The organism is Nocardiopsis algeriensis, assembly GCF_014203695.1.
GTDB lineage: Bacteria > Actinomycetota > Actinomycetes > Streptosporangiales > Streptosporangiaceae > Nocardiopsis > Nocardiopsis algeriensis.
On record NZ_JACHJO010000004.1, the window covers coordinates 146,074 to 162,084 of the forward strand.

General features: G+C 72.1%; 9 protein-coding genes. 3 read left to right on the plus strand and 6 right to left on the minus strand.

Annotation, left to right across the window (positions count from 1 at the left end):
- Nucleotides 1–417: 417 nt before the first annotated feature.
- Nucleotides 418–900 (minus strand): NUDIX hydrolase, encoded by a 483-nt coding sequence (locus FHS13_RS07250; protein ID WP_184289546.1) that lies wholly within the window; start codon nt 898–900, stop codon nt 418–420.
- A gap of 520 nt (nt 901–1,420) precedes the next feature.
- Between FHS13_RS07250 and FHS13_RS07255 the strand changes: the two genes are divergently transcribed.
- Both FHS13_RS07255 and FHS13_RS07260 read left to right on the plus strand, forming a co-directional pair.
- Nucleotides 1,421–3,517 (plus strand): UvrD-helicase domain-containing protein, encoded by a 2,097-nt coding sequence (locus FHS13_RS07255; protein ID WP_184290236.1) that lies wholly within the window; start codon nt 1,421–1,423, stop codon nt 3,515–3,517.
- 146 nt (nt 3,518–3,663) lie between these two features.
- Nucleotides 3,664–5,940 (plus strand): GmrSD restriction endonuclease domain-containing protein, encoded by a 2,277-nt coding sequence (locus tag FHS13_RS07260; protein ID WP_184289549.1) that lies wholly within the window; start codon nt 3,664–3,666, stop codon nt 5,938–5,940.
- A gap of 1,226 nt (nt 5,941–7,166) precedes the next feature.
- Here FHS13_RS07260 and FHS13_RS07265 read toward each other — a convergent pair.
- Both FHS13_RS07265 and FHS13_RS07270 read right to left on the minus strand, forming a co-directional pair.
- Nucleotides 7,167–7,574: a hypothetical protein gene (locus tag FHS13_RS07265; RefSeq protein WP_184289552.1), complete on the minus strand. Its 408-nt coding sequence runs from the start codon at nt 7,572–7,574 to the stop codon at nt 7,167–7,169.
- Between the two features lie 128 nt (nt 7,575–7,702).
- On the minus strand, nt 7,703–8,575 hold the full coding sequence (locus FHS13_RS07270; protein ID WP_184289555.1) for a helix-turn-helix domain-containing protein: 873 nt from the start codon (nt 8,573–8,575) through the stop codon (nt 7,703–7,705).
- Between the two features lie 222 nt (nt 8,576–8,797).
- Here FHS13_RS07270 and FHS13_RS07275 point away from each other — a divergent pair, with 222 nt between their 5' ends.
- Complete coding sequence (locus tag FHS13_RS07275; RefSeq protein WP_184289558.1) at nt 8,798–9,181, plus strand: hypothetical protein; 384 nt, start codon at nt 8,798–8,800, stop codon at nt 9,179–9,181.
- Between the two features lie 3 nt (nt 9,182–9,184).
- Here the strand turns inward: FHS13_RS07275 and FHS13_RS07280 are convergent, their stop codons facing one another.
- The 3 genes from FHS13_RS07280 to FHS13_RS07290 form a co-directional block, all read right to left on the minus strand.
- Nucleotides 9,185–10,129, minus strand: a complete 945-nt coding sequence (locus FHS13_RS07280) for a bile acid:sodium symporter family protein (protein WP_184289561.1) — start codon at nt 10,127–10,129, stop codon at nt 9,185–9,187.
- Between the two features lie 219 nt (nt 10,130–10,348).
- Complete coding sequence (locus FHS13_RS07285) at nt 10,349–14,563, minus strand: TIGR02680 family protein (protein WP_184289564.1); 4,215 nt, start codon at nt 14,561–14,563, stop codon at nt 10,349–10,351.
- Nucleotides 14,563–15,930, minus strand: coding sequence for a DUF2398 family protein (locus tag FHS13_RS07290; protein ID WP_184289567.1), 1,368 nt, complete (start codon nt 15,928–15,930; stop codon nt 14,563–14,565). Before FHS13_RS07290 ends, FHS13_RS07285 begins: the two co-directional genes overlap by 1 nt.
- Nucleotides 15,931–16,011: the final 81 nt, after the last annotated feature.

The following is a 16,011-nucleotide window of genomic DNA, read 5'->3' on the forward strand; positions in this document are numbered from 1 at the left end:
ATCGTGTGGCTGGTGCAGGGGTTTGCGCGTTCGGCGCGGTCAGGAGGTGACCGGATCACCTCCTCCGCTTCGGGAGCGGGCCGCGAAGGCCTGTGAGCAGGCCGGGAAGAAACAAGAGGCGTCTCGGCAGGGGTGCTGCGGCGCAGGGAGAATCGCGGGCAAGCTGTCCGCCACCGTGCCACCTCCACCCGATCGGGCTTCTCGTGAGCACACTATCCCCAACCTCGTGAATACCGTCAACCACATTTGTGTTGACATGTCACGTTTGGGATCACAAGAACTTCTTGTCGGTTTCATGTAAGGAGGTGGCGCCGCCCGGCCCACCAGCCCCGAAAGCGGGACCGGGCCTCGCTACCCGGGTTCACGGCGGAGCGCAGGTCTTCCTGAGACGGAAAGGCCCAGGGCCGGGTGTCCGGGTCAGCGGGCGGGGAAGGGTGTGCGGGTCCGGTGCTGGGAGAACGGCTCTCCGGCGAGGGTGTGGACGAGTGCCTGTCGGCAGTAGGCGACCATGTCCTCGGGGAGTCGGCCGGTGGGGAACCAGGCGATCTCGGTGTGCTTGCGGGGTTCGAGGTTGGCGGGTGTGCCGTCCCACCGTGTGCAGGTGAAGAAGAAGTGCACCCAGCCGGCGCCCTCCTGGCTGTGCATGACATGGGCGAATTCCAGGTCCCCGGGGCGGACCCGGACGCCGAGCTCCTCGGCGCACTCGCGGACCGTCGCGGCGGCGACGTCCTCGCCGGGATCGACCTTTCCGGCCATTCCGGCGTGCCACAGGCCGGGGGCGTAGGCGGCGCCGGGTGCGCGCCGCGTCAGGAGAACCTCGCCGCCCCGCAGGAGGAACACGTGCGTGCTCAGAGCGGGGACGGCAGAAATACCGGGGATGTCGAACGTGTGTTTGCCCATGGGGTCATCCTGCCGTGGAGCGGCAGTGGGGGTTGCCGTCCACGAGTATGGGCGCGATGTCGTTCCGCCGTGTCGGGGGCAGCGCACACGCCCAGGCCTCACCGAACGATGTCCCGCCACCAGCACGACTGCTGGTGGCGGTGGAATGCACAGTGCTGCGGTCCGCGGCCAGGGAGCGGCGTGTTCACCAACGGGGTGCCCTCGACGGTCTGGGCCGAGGGGCCCTGTCCGGAAGCCTCGGGATGCCTCGGTACGTGGAAAGCCAACCGGTGAAGGTCAGGGGCGGGCAGGTTCGCTCTGCTCCGGGCGGCTGCAGACGCCGCGCGGGACCGCAGCGCGATCCTTCGCAGTGCGGGTGGCTTCTCCCGTGTCGGCCGTGAGCGGGTGTTTCTGTCACGGATGGGACAAGCGTGCGTCACCGGTCTCACATGAGCAGCGCCGGGCGGGTAGGTTGGCCGTGATCTCTGGTACCCGGAACCGCGACGCGGGTTCCGCCCCCGACCACGGAAGACCGATCGCCGTGCCCCAGCTGGCCATCCACAAGGACTTCCTCACGGAGTTCGCCGCTCTCGACAAACCCGTGCGCGAGCGTGTCGCCGAGGTGTTCACCAAGTTCGAGCAGGCCACCCACACCGGCCTGCACCTGGAGAAGATCACCGGAGCCCGCGACGACCGCTTCCGCACCATCCGCATCGACCAGTTCTGGCGCGGTGTCGTGCTGGCGCCCGAGAGCGGGGACACCTTCCTCCTGCTCAGGGTGCTGCCGCACGACAAGGCCTACGAGTGGGCCAAGACCCGCCGGGTGTCGGTGAACACCGCCACCGGCAGGATCGAACTGCGCGACGTGGCGGCGATGGACTCGGCGCTGCCCCAGCTGGAGAAGATGGCGGCCAAGGCGCCCGAGCGGCTGTTCGCGGGCGTCTCCGACGCGGTTCTGCGCAAGCTGGGCGTGGACGAGCAGACACTGGGCTTCGCGCGCACCCTCACCGAGCCCTTCCAGGTGGAGGCTGCGCAGAGCCTGCTCCCACCGGTGCAGTGGGAGGTGCTCTACGGCCTGGCCGCGGGGATGAGCCCTGAGCAGGTCTGGGAGGAGCTGGGCGCTCAGATCACCGAGGAGGTCGACCCCGAGGACCTGGAGGCGGCGCTGCGGCGCAGCCCCGAGCGGGTGCTGCTGGTGGAAGGGCCCGCCGAGCTCATGGCGGTGCTGGCCTCGCCCTTCGACCTGTGGCGGATCTACCTGCACCCGGCCCAGCGCTCGGCGGTGGAGGCCTCCTACCGGGGGCCGGCGCGGGTCAGCGGCGGGCCCGGGACCGGCAAGACCGTGGTGGCGCTGCACCGCGCCCACCGGCTGGCGCGGTCGGGCGGCCCGGTGCTGCTGACCACGTTCACCTCGACGTTGGCCGAGGCGCTGGAGGCCAACCTGGCGCTGCTGGCCGAGAGCAGCGGGGACGCCGAGGCGGCCGGGCGGGTGCGGGTGGAGCACGTGGACCGGCTGGCGCACCGGGTGTTCCGGGAGGCGCACGGGCGGCCGAACCTGCTGGTGCAGGCGCGCGAGCGGGAGCTGTGGCAGCGCGTCGTCGACCGGTTGGGGGTGGACCTGTCCCCCGCGTTCCTGGCCGAGGAGTGGCGCCAGGTGGTGCTGGCCCGGCAGGTGGGCTCGGCCGCGGAGTACCTGCAGGCCAAGCGCACCGGGCGCGGGCGCGCGCTGGCGCCCACGAAGAAGGCGCAGGTGTGGCAGGCGGTGTGGGAGTTCCAGAAGGAGCTGTCCGCGCAGGGCCTGTGGACGCACGAGACGGTGTGCGAGGAGGCCGCGCGGCTGCTGGCGGACCGCGACGACAAGCCCTTCGCGCACGTGGTGGTGGACGAGGCCCAGGACCTGAGCGCCCACCAGTGGCGGCTGCTGCGCGCCGCGGTGGCCGAGGGGCCCGACGACATGTTCGTGGTGGGCGATGCCCACCAGCGCATCTACGGTCCTGGGATCACGCTGGGCGAGGTCGGGGTGAACGTGCGCGGGCGCTCCTCGAAGCTGTCGGTCAACTACCGCACCACCGGCGAGATCCTGGGGTGGAGCCTGGGGCTGATGCGCGGGCAGGCCGTGTCCGACCTGGAGGGAGAGCTGGACTCGCTGGCGGGGTGCCGCTCCGAGATGCGCGGGGCCGAGCCGTCGGTGAAGGGCTTCGCCACGTGGGATGCGGAGCTGGCGTACCTGAGGGAGACCGTGGGTGCGTGGATCGACGCGGGGGTGCTGCCCTCGGAGATCGGCGTGAGCGCCCGCTCCAACCGGGCGGTGGAGCAGGCCGTGCTCGCCCTGGAGGAGGCCGGGATCCCGGCGCGGGCGCTGGCGCGCGGCACCGCCGAGGGCGGCGGGGTGGCGGTCGGCACCATGCACCGGATGAAGGGGTTGGAGTTCCGGTGCCTGGCCGTGGTCGGCGCGGGGAGCGGACAGCTGCCCGAGCCTCGCGGCCTCACACCCGAGGAGGAGGACCCGGGTGCCCATTCCCGGGACCTGCTGCGCGAGCGCAGTCTGCTGTTCGTGGCGTGCACGCGCGCGCGGGAGCAGCTGAGTGTGAGCTGGCACCAGGAGCCCAGTCCCTTCATCGAGGCGCTGCTCTCCTAGACCATGCTCCCCGGACCGCCCCGGACCGCGCGGCCGCAGGACGTCTTCCCGCCGTCGCGGCCGTGCTCGCGGGGCGGGCGGTGCGGGGAGGACGACCCAGTGGCCTGCGTACACGACGCCCCACCGAGCGGAGGAAACACCCCACCATGGCGAAGCTGTCCCAGATCCTCGACCAGGTCGACTCCGAGACCATTCTCCTGCCGGAGTTCCAGCGCGGCTACGTGTGGAACCGCGACCAGGTGCGCGGGCTGCTCCGGTCGATGTACCTGGGCCATCCGGTGGGCAGCCTGCTCCTGTGGGAGACCGCCGACCCCGCCGTGTCGGCGCGCGGCAGCTCCGCGGGAGCCGGTACCTATCAGATGCTGCTGGACGGCCAGCAGCGCATCACGTCGCTGTACGGGGTGATCAAGGGGAAGCCGCCGAAATTCTTCGACGGTGACGCCAAGGCATTCACCGGCCTGTACTTCAACGTGGACAGCCAGGAGTTCATGTTCCACTCCCCCACCCGGATGTCGGGGGAACCGCGGTGGGTGGACGTCACCCAGCTGTTCGCCAAGGGCCCGGCCCGCTTCTTCGCCCGGCTGGCCTCCGAGTACGGCGAGGACCTCGCCGAGGCCTACCTGGACCGGATGAACCGGCTGCACCAGATCACCGAGCGCGAGTTCCAGCAGGAGAAGATCACCGGCGCCGACCGGGACGTCGAGGAGGTCGTGGAGATCTTCAACCGGGTCAACTCCGGCGGCACCAAGCTGTCCAAGGGTGACCTGGCCCTGGCCCAGGTGTGTGCTCAGTGGCCCGACGCGCGCAAGGAGATGCGGGCGGCCATCGACCGCTGGGAGAAGCGCGGGTACAAGTTCAACCTGGACTGGCTCCTGCGGACCACCATGGCGGTGGCCACCGGCAAGGCCCGGTTCGAGCAGCTGGCCAAGGTGGGCGCCGAGGAGTTCCGTGACGCGCTGGAGCGGGCGGTCGCCCACACCGACACGTTCCTGGAGGCGGTCGCGGGCCGGCTCGGTCTGGACCACGACCGGGTCCTGAAGAGCCGCGCGTCGCTGATCGTCGCGGTGCGGCTGCTGGAGCTCAACGGAGGCGAGTTCGACGACCGGTCGCACCGCGACAAGGTCCTGTACTGGTACATGCACTCGGCGCTGTGGGGACGCTACAGCGCAATGACCGAGAGCACGCTGCAGAAGGACTTCGACACGGTGGCACGCAGCGGGGTCGACGGGCTGATCGCGACGCTGGAGCGTTCGCGCAGCGGTGCGCTGGCGGTGCGCCCGCACGACTTCGAGGGCACGCAGGGGACACGCTTCTACCCGCTGCTGTACCTGCTGATGCGTTCGGGCAGCGCCCGCGACCTGGTCACGGGCCGAGAGCTCACCTCGGCGGCCCTGGAGTCGGGGAACCAGTTGCAGCGGCAGACGCTGTTCCCGACCGCGCTGCTGCGCGGTCACGACGCCAAGGCCGACGCGATCGCCAACTTCTGCTTCCTGGTCGACGGCGACCACCTGGGCATCGGCCAGGCGGCCCCCGAGGAGTACCTGGGCCGGATCGAGGCCGAGAACCCGGGGGTGCTGGCCTCGCAGTGGATCCCCGCCGACCCGTCGCTGTGGCGGGTGGAGCGCTACCGCGACTTCCTGGCCGCGCGCCGGGAGATGCTGGCCGAGGCGGCGCAGGCCTTCCTGGAGGGGCTCCGGGAGGGAACCGCCCCCGAGGAGGAGAAGCTGAGTCCGCTCACCGTGGTGGCGGAGGAGGCCGGCGACCCGCGCAGCGTGCAGGTGCGGACCCTGGTGGAGGAGCTGCGCGAGGCGGGGTACGCCGAGCCGGAGCTGGACACGGTGATCAGCGACCCGGGAAGCGGCCGGGTCATCGCCGAGGCGGAGGCGTTCTGGGCCGAGGGGCTGCAGCGGGGACTGGGCAAGCCGGTGGTGCTGGAGCTGGACCCCGAGCAGGCGGACCTGCCACGGCTCCAGGAGCTGGGGTACGAGGTGTTCACCTCGGTGGAGGCGCTGTCGGGGTTCGTGCGCCGCAGCGCGCAGGAGGCCTCCGGCACGCACCCGGTGGAGGTGCCCGCCGAGCCGGTCGGGTCCGCCGGGGAGGAGCACGGCGGCGGGGACGACACCGAGAAGGCCTTCCACCAGGCGATGGTGTCGGTCTACGAACGGGCCAAGGAGGAGGCGGGTTACACGCCGTCGTTCTTCCTGGGGATGCTCGCGGATCTGGGGGCGCTGGGGACGGCGCGCAAGCTGTTGGCCGCCCCGGCGGTCTCCGACGGGTTCTCCAACCTGTGGGAGCGGGGCCGGCTGGACCTGACGGTGGAGGCGGTGGTGCTGCGGCCGGAGTTCGCCGAGCTGTTCACCGCCGAGGAACTGGACCGGGCCCGCGGGCGCCTGGAGCAGTTCGGGTACGCGTTCGCGGGCTAGTTCGCCGATGGAGGTGTGGTGCCCTGGTCAGTGGTCGTCAGAGGCCAATGACCGCTTGACCGGGGCACCGGCCGGTCGGTTGTTCCGGATCGCGGCGTTGAACACGCCGATGCGCTGACTCAGTCAGGGCGGAAACGGCTCCAGCGCGTGTTCGGGCTCGTCATCATGCCGGGGCCTGACCAAGGCAGGGCCCAGCCCGGCGACGGCCCTTTCGATGGGGTACCGGACGGTGGAGAACCGCGTGGATCATGTGCGGGGCGCGGCCGTCGAAGAGGACGCACGCCGCACCCGTACCAAAGCCGTTCCGGTCGTGCTGGGGCGCCTGACCAATATCGCCTGCCAAGCGTTTGCCGCAGAAACCTGCGGTCCTGATTCCCCAGCTACGCCTCATTTCTCGTGATCTTGTATCTGGGGACAACTTCACCCCATCTCGCCGCCGTCCCGTAGGTCTCGCTGCCGTCCCACAGCCGGCCAAAGTGACCGCAAGTACAAGATCACCGCAAGAAACGCCACCGCACGGAATCGTGTGCGGCTCTTCCAGCTGAGGCAAGGGACGACTCCCGATTGGAACGAGAGACAACCCAGACCGGATCAATCAGAACACAGGCCCAAACCCCCCACCCCAACCGAAAAGCCCGCGCCCTCCCTCCCGCTGCGATTCATCCACATGGCCTATTTCCCCGTGATCTTGTATCTAGAGACAACTTCACCCCATCCCGCCGCCGTCCCGTAGGTCTCACTGCCGTCCCACAGCCAGCCAAAGTGACCGCAAGTACAAGATCACCGGAAGAAAGGCCACTGGCCATGGTAGGGGTGAATGGAAACCTTCGGCCACGCCTGCGCCCGCGCTCGCTCCTGCGTCCACATCCGCGCCTGTGTCGATACCCGCACTTGTGTCCACACCCGGGCCTTGTTCCATTCGAGTCCGCCACCAGGTGGGACAAGGTCGGGAGCCGGTGTGAACTGCTCATGGTCCAGGTGGTCGAGGAGGTTGCGCAGGGTGTGCTTGTCGGTGGTGTGGCCTTATGGACAGCGGTTTCCCAACAGTTCCACGACCCTTCAGGACCGTGCCCGTTGTTGCATGTCAGAGCTCGGTCATATCGCCGCAACCGGTTCAGTTCCGGCTTCAGCACACCCCTCGGAAAAATGATGACTCCGGAGCCCTACTGCAAAGGCATCTGACACATCCTCACCACCTGGCTTGCCGAACCCCTGACCTCCATTAATTACTCTTGAAGGGGCCTGAAAGCAAGAGGATGGTCGTTGCCGTCAAAACGAGAGGCGACTTCCCATCTTGTTCTCCTGGAAATCAAATAGAAGATGAACTTCACCTTGCCGGGATTTTCTGACCACGTGGACTCAAATACATCTATGGCCGTACTGTACGGACCCGAGATAATTTCTTCGATGTGCACATGAATTTTACCGACAAGCTTATCATCAGATTCGATCCGAAACTCAAATGATCCCGAGGCATTACTCCACTCACGCACCATTTCTGGGAAACCACGGAATGCGCAAGCAACCTCATCAAGACTGGCGGAAACTTCAATGAACTCAACCCTCGACAACATTCCCCCAAGACCAGACAATGGTGCGCCCGCTGCCCCGGCAGCGGACGATTGCTCCGACACCAGGGCCGGATCCGATCATGGAGCGGTCCAGGCTCCTCGGTTCGAATCCGTCACCGAACGGCTGTGAACATCCCGCGATGTCCGCACGGCTCTGAGCGGGGCCGTGCGGACACGTCGGTGTTCCCGGTTCAGACCCGTTCCACGGGTAGCCACAGCTCGGCGTCGGCTCCGGTGCCGTCCTCGGTGCGGGCAACCCTCAGGATCTCGGGACCCTCGACGGCTCGGTAGGCCGGGTTGGCGGGGAACCACTCGCCGAAGGCGTCCGCCCACATCCGCTGCAGGCCCTGGGGGAACTCCGCCACGGGCACCGACCGGGGGAAGACCGCCCAGGTTCCCGCAGGCACCTCCAGGGTCTCCATGCCCTCTGCTCCTGGCGCCGAGGTCGCCGCGGCCTGGTAGTAGTCGATCTCGCTGCCCTCCTCCCGGTCGGGGGACAGCGCGGCGGTCACTCCCAGGACACCGCGCGGTTCCTGGTCGGACAGTTCCCCGATCCGGTCCAGGACCTCCCGGCCCAGTCCTCGGGTGAACTCCTCCATGGCCGGGTTGCGGCCCTCGTGGACGATCGGCACCCGTGCCCTGCGGCCCACGAGGCGGAAGGCGTCCTTGTCCACGATGCGGTACTGCATGCTTTCGCTCCCTTCGACGGTGAGGCGGAACCGTATCCGCGGTTGGGAGGAGAGCACCGCGCCGCTTCGGCGGGCCTCGCCGGGGCCCACACCGTGCACGGCGCGGAAGGCCCGGGCGAAGGCCTCGGCCGACCCGTAGCCGTGGCGTACCGCGATCTCGAGCAGGCTGTCGCTGCCCTCGAGCACGTCGGCACCTGCCAGGGTGAGCCTGCGCCGCCGCACGTACTCCGACAGCGGCATTCCGGCCAGGACCGAGAACAGGCGGCGCAGATGGTGTTCGGAGGTGAGCGCGATGCGCGCCATCTCCGCCGTGTCGACCGGCGCCGAGAGGTCCTCCTCGACCTTCTCCAGTGCCCGGTTGAGGTGTTCCAGCACGGTGTCCTCCTCTTCCTGCACCACCGACCCTAGGAAGGGCGACCCCGTGCGCACCCGACAGTTTCCGACCCGGTCCGGTCGGACTCGCGCGGGCGGCGGAGCGCCGTCCCGGAAAGAGGCTCCCCGGATCGGGGAACTTCCCGGAACCCGGCCGGGCGGAGAGGCGTCACAGCAGGCGGACGGCGGGCGTCGGGTGCCCGCCCCGAGGTGCGTGGAGCCGGTATGCCATCCCCCGAGAACACAGATTCCCTGGCAGAACGGGTCAAGGGCGAGCTGGGCCGCTCAGCGGTGCGGGGCCTGTCCGGGTTCCTGCTGGGCGCCCTGGCGCTCGACCTGCTCGCCCTGCTCCTGTTGGGCTCCACCGAGTACTGGTACATGCACGTCGTGCTCCTGCTGGCGGGGCCCCCGGCCGCTCTGGTGCTGGTGGCCGAGTCCGAGCCCGATCCCGACGGGGTCCTGGCGCGCGCGGCCGGCGCGTGGTTCATGGTGGTGGCGTTCTTCTTCGTCCTTCTGGGTGCCTGGGGGCTCCTGGGGCCGTGGATGCTGCTGCCCGGCGCGGCCTCGGGAACGGCAGCCGTTCTGCTGTACCGGCGGGGCGTCCGGTGATCCTCAGGCCTGCTCGGGTTCCTCCGGGGCGCGGCGGGCCCACCATCCGGCCAGGAGCGAGCCGGACATGTTGTGCCACACGGAGAACAGGGCGCCGGGCAGGGCGGCCAGCGGGTTGAAGTGGGCGGTGGCCAGGGCGGCGGCCAGGCCCGAGTTCTGCATGCCCACCTCGATCGTCACGGCGCGGCGGGCGCTGTCGGGCAGGCGGCCGACACGGCCGGCCAGGTTGCCCAGGGCCAGACCCAGGCCGTTGTGGACGACGACGGCCAGGGCGAGCAGGGGGCCAGCGGTCAGGACGGCGCCGGCGTTGGCGCCGACGATCGCGGCGACCACGACGACGATGCCTCCCACCGAGACCAGGGGCAGCAGCGGCAGGATGCGTTCGACCAGGCGCGCGGCGGCCAGGCGCAGGAGCAGGCCCGCCAGGACGGGGACGAGGACGACCTGGACGATGGAGACGAACAGGTCGCCGGCGGGGACGGGCAGGGTGGAGCCGGCCAGGGCCAGGACGAGCAGCGGGGTGGCCAGCGGCGCGAGCAGGGTGGAGACCGAGGTCATGGCCACGGAGAGGGCGACGTCGCCGCGGGCCAGGTAGACGATGACGTTGGAGGCGGTACCTCCGGGGGCCGAGCCGACCAGGACCATGCCGACGACGAGCGCGGGCGGCAGGGCGAACAGGTGTGCCACGGCCCAGCCCAGGAGCGGCATGATCGTGTACTGGGCCAGGACACCCAGGAGGACCGCCCGGGGGTGGCGGGCCACGACAGCGAAGTCGGAGGGGCGCAGTGTCAGGCCCATGCCGAACATGATGACGCCCAGGAGCGGGGACACGTAGGGGGCGGCGAGGGCGGCCCGGTCGGGCAGAAGGAGCCCGGCGGCGGCCCCGGCCAGGACGAGCAGCGCGAACCACCGTCCGGCCAGATCGGCGATGCGGGTGAGGTGCGTCATCGGTGTGCTCCCGGTGCGGGTTCGGGAGGGGGCGGGGCGCCCGTCCCCGTGCGGTTGCCTCCGTGTGCGGCCGGCACCGCCCGGTCAGGTTAGCGCTCCGCCCCCAGGCCCGCCGTACACGGGGCCACCCCTCCCCCGGCGCCCGCCCCGGGCCTGTTCAGCGGGGGTGCGCGGCGCTCCAGGTCCTCCAGGAGGAGGTCGGTGGCCGGCATCGGCCGCTCAGGCGGGTTGCTCCTCCTGCTCCCCGACCGTGACGGGAAGGGTGTCCTCGGTGGCCAGGGGGACGTGGCGGCTGGGGGTGAAACCGAGCAGGTGGGAGGCCAGGGCCTCGTTGCCGGAGAACCCCGCGTCGGCGTCGACGACCTGGGCGCCGTCCCAGAGCATGAGCATGGCCGAGACGGTGTGGGCGGCCTTGTCGTGGTGCATGTCGTAGTGGGCGGCCATGGGGACGCTGTCGTAGTGCACCCACAGGTCGTGGCCGGTCATGAACACGTCCAGGTCGAAGGTGACGGTCAGGCCCATGAGTTCGGGCTTGTAGCGGTCGTCGATGCCGGCGAAGGCCTCGTCCAGGGCGATCAGGCGCGGGCAGTCGGGGCGGGCCGAGGAGTACAGGGCGTTGGCCGCGGCGAACAGCGGTAGGTGGATGGCCGCGGACTTCTCGCCGCCCGACATCTCCTCGTGGCGGCCCCGGGTCAGGCGCACCTCCTCCTGTCCGGGGACGGCCTTGCGCAGTTCGAAACGGTACCACTGCCGGTAGTCCAGGACCGCCGAGAGCACCTGCTTGTAGGTGGCCCTGGGGTGGGCGGCGCGGTGGTCGCGGATCAGCTCGCGCAGTGCGGCCCGCAGCTCGGCCAGGCCCGCGGGGCCCAGGCCGGCGCCGTCGCGGCGCACCAGGTCGGCCACGGCGCGCTGCCGGTCGGTGAGCCGGTCCGAGCGGGTCCAGCGGATGCCGATCTGCGTCCCGGAGGTCATGGGCCGCGAGCGGGTGTCGGCGTCCATGCTCCGTACGAGGTCGCGGGCGGTGCGTACGCGGTCGTGGATCTGCTGGGCGACGGCGGAGAGCAGTTCGTCCTCCAGGACGCCCCGCTCCTCGTGGCGCAGCAGCGCGTCCTGCTCCTGGACGCGGTCGGCGAGCACGCGGGCGAAGGCGGGCAGGGGGTTGCGGCCGTTCTCGTCGCCGACGTGGACGGTGACGATGCCGCTGCCGTCGGCCTCGTGGTCGACCTGGTGTCCGTCGGCGGTGGCGCCGAGGGCGTCGGTGAACACGCGCAGTGCCTCGGACATGCGGGTGGAGGCCGAGCGCAGTGCGCTGTCGGAGACGTCGGCGTTGCCGACTGCTCCGGTGAGGGCGTCGAGGATCTCGGTGGCGCCCGGGGGCAGGACGGCGCGCACGGCCGAGGCCGGGTCGGCTCCCTCGGCCAGATGTGCGGCGGCGCGGTCGGCGGCCTCCTCGGCGGTGGGCCACGAGGTGGGCCAGGGGCGGTCGAGGGGGGTGTCCAGGAGCAGGGGCAGCAGGGCGGGCCGGGTGAGTGCGGCGAGGCCCTCGCAGTGCTCGAGCACCGAGCGCAGGGAGGAGGTGAGCGCCCGGCGGCCGCTGTTGACGCCCTCCTCCGCGCGGACGGCGTTCTCGCGTGCGGTGGCGGCCTCGGCGCGCAGCCGCTCGAGGTCGTGCCGGGCGCGGACGAGCTCCTCGCCGGTGGTGCGCAGGCGTTCCAGTGCCTCCTGGGCGGTGGCGCCGACGGCGTCCTGGCGGGCCTGGAGTTCGAGGAGTTTGTCCTGGTGCTCGGCGGTGCGGTCGCGGTGGGCGCTCTCGTCCTGTTCCAGGTCGGCGGTCAGGCGCGCGATCGCGGCCCTGCGCTGGGCCAGGTCGTCCTCGGCGCGGCCGGTCTCGGTGCGGGCCTCGTGCAGGTCGCGGGCCGCGGCGAGGAAGTCGTCCACGGCGGCGGCCACGGCCCGGACGCGGTCGGGGACGGCGGGCATGGCGCGCTCGGAGGCGGTGGCGTGCAGGCGGTGGCGGCGGGAGTCGCGTTCGGCGGTGGCCGAGTCCAGGCGGCGGCGGGCCCCGTCGTGGTCGGCGCGCCTGGCCGCCACGACGGTGGCGTGGTGTTCGACGGCCTTGAGGGCGCGGGCCAGTGGTGCGACGGCGGGCAGGTCGGCGCGGGCCGCGGTGAAGGCGCCGATCCGCTCGTCGGCCTCGGCCAGGCGGCGGTCGGCCTCCGCCGCGGCCGTGTCGAGTTCCTCGGCGCGGGCCCGGAGAGCGGCCAGGCGTTCGCGGCGGCGGGCGGCCCGGTTGGTGGCGCCGATGAACTCGGGGGCGGCCTTGGGGTGCAGGCCGGTGAGGACGCCGAGTCCGAAGCGGGCGCCGGGGCCGACGTGGGCGGTGCCGGGGGCGGGCGGGGTGTCGGCGAGGGCGATCGAGTGCAGGATCGCGGTGACCGCCTCGGCGGGGACGCGGTCCTGCTCCTCGGGGAGGAGGACGTCGGCGAGGGTGGGGCCGGCGGCGGGGGCGCCGGGCACGAGGTAGGCGTCGGCCTCCGCGCTGCCGTCCAGGAGGGAGGGGGTGGCGGAGGGGTCGGGGTGGACCCAGGCGGTGAGGAGACCGGCTCCGTCGAGGGCGCCCTCGAGGGCGGCGGCGCGGGCGGGGTCGATGCCGTCGGCGAAGCGGACCAGCTGCCAGAGGGGGGCGCCGGGGCGGCCGGGGCGCGGGGCGGTGCGGGTGCGGTCGGCGGGCGGGGCGTCGTCGCGTTCGGCCGCGACGGCGGCGTGTTCGGAGCGCACCTGTTCCAGGTCGGTGGAGAGGCGGTCGCGTTCGTCGGCGAGGCGTCCGCGGTGGAGGACGGCCTCGGTGCGGGCCTGTTCGGTGAGGTCGGCGAAGACCTCGGCGGGGGTGGGGGCTCCGGGTTCGCCGAACTCCTCCAGGGCGCGGGCCAGGGGTTCGGTGTGGGCGGGGTCCAGGGGTCCGGGTCCGGTGGTCCAGCGCTCGGCCCAGCGGTCGAGGGCCTGGGCGGCCTGTGTGCGGGCGGCGGCCAGTTCCTCCTCGGCGCGGGCGGCCTCGGCCTCGGCCCGGGTGAGTCCGTCGGCGGCCTGGGCGGCGTCGGCCTCGGCGCGGGAGCACTCGGCGTCGGCCGCCTCCAGGTCGTCCAGGCGGGCGCGGACCGCCTCGACGTCCTCGGTGCGGGCGGCGGCGCGGGCCCGGGCGGTCCCGGGGTCGGCGAGGGTGTCGGTGCCCTCTCCGTCGGAGGCGATCCCGGAGCGTTCGGCGGCGTCGGCGAGGTCGGCGGTCAGGCGGTCGGTGTCGGCCCGGCGCTGTTCGATGCGGCGGGCCACCGCGGCGGCGTCCTCGCGCAGGCGGTCGACCTCCTCGGCCTGGCGGTCCAGGCGGCGGCGCTCCTGGGCCAGGGCGCGTCCGGTGTCGTCGCTGTGGCGCAGTTCGAGTTCGAGGGCGCGGGCGCTGCGCAGGGCCTCATCCTGTTCCAGGCCCTTGCGGCGGGCCTCCAGGTCGCGTACGAGGCGTTCGGCGGTCTCGGCCTCTGCGGTCAGGCGCTCGCTGTCGGCGGTGGCGTCGGCCAGGACGGCGTTGTGGTCGGCGATGTCGGCGGCCTCGGCGCCGGCGCGGTCCAGGGAGGTGCTCACCCGGGACAGCCGGTGGCGGGCGTGGGCGGTGAGGTAGGAGGTGTACTGGGTGGTGAAGGACTCCACGGCGCGGTGGGCGGCCTCGGCGGTCTCGAAGCGGCGCTGGACGGCGGCGAGGTTGGCGAAGTCGCGGGCGGCCTGGTCGACGAGTTCCTCGTCGAGGGGGCTGAGTCCGGCAGTGAGGGTGTCGGAGACCTTCTCGGGGTCCAGGTCCTTGGCCAGCAGGGGGCGGCGCAGTGCCAGCAGCAGGTCCAGGAGCTGGACGTAGCGCTCGCCCAGGCCGAAGAGGCGGGCGTCGACGGCGGCGCGGTAGTCGGCGGCCGTGGAGTGGTGGCTGCCCTCGCCCAGGACGGCCTTGAGGCGGCGTTCGGTGAGGGGGCGCCCGTCGGCCGCGAGCAGGCCGAAGTCGGTGCCCAGGCGCTTGTCGGTGACGAAGAAGGAGGGGGTGACCCCGTCGCGGTGCTGGTGGGCGCGCAGGCCGATGACCAGGGTGACGGTCTCGGGCCGCGGCTGTGCGGGGCGGGCGAACTCCATCCACACGAATCCGTGTTCGGCGTCCCGGCCGCCGTAGAGGAGGTTGGACTTCATGGTGCGGTTCTGGCCGCTGAAGGGGTCCAGGCGCCGGGGGTCGGTGTAGCCGTCCAGGACGAACGGGAAGAGCACCTCCAGGGCCTTGGTCTTGCCCGAGCCGTTGTGGCCGCGCAGGACCAGCCGGCCGTCGGCGAAGACGAACTCCTCGTCGGCGTAGTCCCAGATGTTGATCATCCCGGCCCGGGTGGGCTTGAAGCGCTCGCGGGACATCAGTTTCCTTCCAGGTCGATGCCGAGGGGCAGCATGCCGGTGTCGGGGCGTTCGGGGAGGGCGCCCTGGATGTTGCGGTAGCGCAGGGCCGCGGGCAGGACGAGGACGCCGCCGTCCACGGGCCGCACCAGGGACAGGTCGGCCAGCAGGCGCACGGCCGCGTCGAGCAGGCCGCGCGGGTCGCGCTGCCAGGCCGCGGTGAAGGAGGCGGCGCCGAACTCGGCGAAGAGCTCGTCGACCATGGCCTCCAGACGGCTGTGTTCGACCAGGGGCGCCGGCGGGGGTTCGCTCGCGGGGGCGGGAGGTGCGGGCACGGTGTGGGCCAGTTCGGCGACCACGCCCCCGCGCGGCAGGGCGGCGTCGATGCGCGCGGTCAGGTCGGCCTGTCCGGCGGCGGCCGAGGGCGGGGGCAGCCGGGTCAGGGCGGCCCAGGAGGTCTCCAGGAGGTCGGCGATCTTGGCGATGAGCAGTCCGGCGGTGCGGGTGACGGCGCTGCCCCGTCCGGGGAAGGGGAGGTCGGTGAACCGGCCTCCGGCGTCGGCCAGCAGGACGCCCTCGGCGCGCCGCTCCACGGCCAGTCCGGTCAGGTGAGCGACGTCCTCGGCGGCGCCGCGGTCGCGCAGGAGCGCGGCGACCTCGGGTTCGACGTCGGCGTAGTGGACGACGGGCTGCTCCACGAGCAGGCGCCGGGCCTTGCGGGCGGCCAGGTCGCGCGGCAGTTCGCCCGGGGGGCGGTGGGCGAGCAGGCCGGCGGCGCTGGTGACGTGCTGGACGGGGCGGGTGGGGCGGAAGAGGAGCTCGCACACCTCGTGGTCGATGTCGAAGAGGGCGTCGGCCTGCCCGCGTCCTCCCGCCCAGGCCTCGATGGAGCCGTCGGACAGGTGCAGGGCGCCGCGTTCGACCAGCCAGGTGCAGACGTCGACCAGGGCGGCCTTGTGGGTGCCGTCGGTGGGGTCGTAGCCGAGGCCGTCGATGTCGCGGGCGGCGGGGGTGAAGCGGTGGACGAGGTCGGCGAGGCTGGTCTCCACCTGGGAGCGCTGGAAGGAGGCCAGGACCAGGCACAGGTAGGCGAGGCGGCGCCGGTCGAAGGGGCGGCCGCCGCGGGCGAAGACCTGCTGCTGGGTGGGGTCGAGCGTGTCGAGCTCGCGTATCACGCGCACGTGGTCGGTGGTGGCCACCAGGGTGTAGCCGAACAGCTCGTGCAGGTCGTCGGTGAGCTGGTCGGCCCAGCGCAGCACGCCCGTGAGTGTGCCGGGGCGGGGCCGGGTGCGGGTGATGAGGTCGTGGACGAGTACCTGCCGCACGGCCTGCTGGTAGGACCCCAGGTCGGCGGGGTCGACACCGTGTGCGGGGCGTCGGCGTGCCATGTCTGCTCTTCCTCGTCGGGGCGGGTGGGGACGTGCGGCGCCCTCGCGCGGGCCCGGTGCGGGGCCCCGCGGGAGGGCTGC

What these genes read in the sequence shown, in the direction of transcription:
- FHS13_RS07250 (WP_184289546.1), bottom strand. Translation starts at nt 900, where the DNA reads ATGGGCAAACACACGTTCGACATCCCCGGTATTTCTGCCGTCCCCGCT.
- FHS13_RS07260 (WP_184289549.1), top strand. Translation starts at nt 3,664, where the DNA reads ATGGCGAAGCTGTCCCAGATCCTCGACCAGGTCGACTCCGAGACCATT.
- FHS13_RS07275 (WP_184289558.1), top strand. Translation starts at nt 8,798, where the DNA reads ATGCCATCCCCCGAGAACACAGATTCCCTGGCAGAACGGGTCAAGGGC.
- FHS13_RS07280 (WP_184289561.1), bottom strand. Translation starts at nt 10,129, where the DNA reads ATGACGCACCTCACCCGCATCGCCGATCTGGCCGGACGGTGGTTCGCG.
- FHS13_RS07285 (WP_184289564.1), bottom strand. Translation starts at nt 14,563, where the DNA reads ATGTCCCGCGAGCGCTTCAAGCCCACCCGGGCCGGGATGATCAACATC.
- FHS13_RS07290 (WP_184289567.1), bottom strand. Translation starts at nt 15,930, where the DNA reads ATGGCACGCCGACGCCCCGCACACGGTGTCGACCCCGCCGACCTGGGG.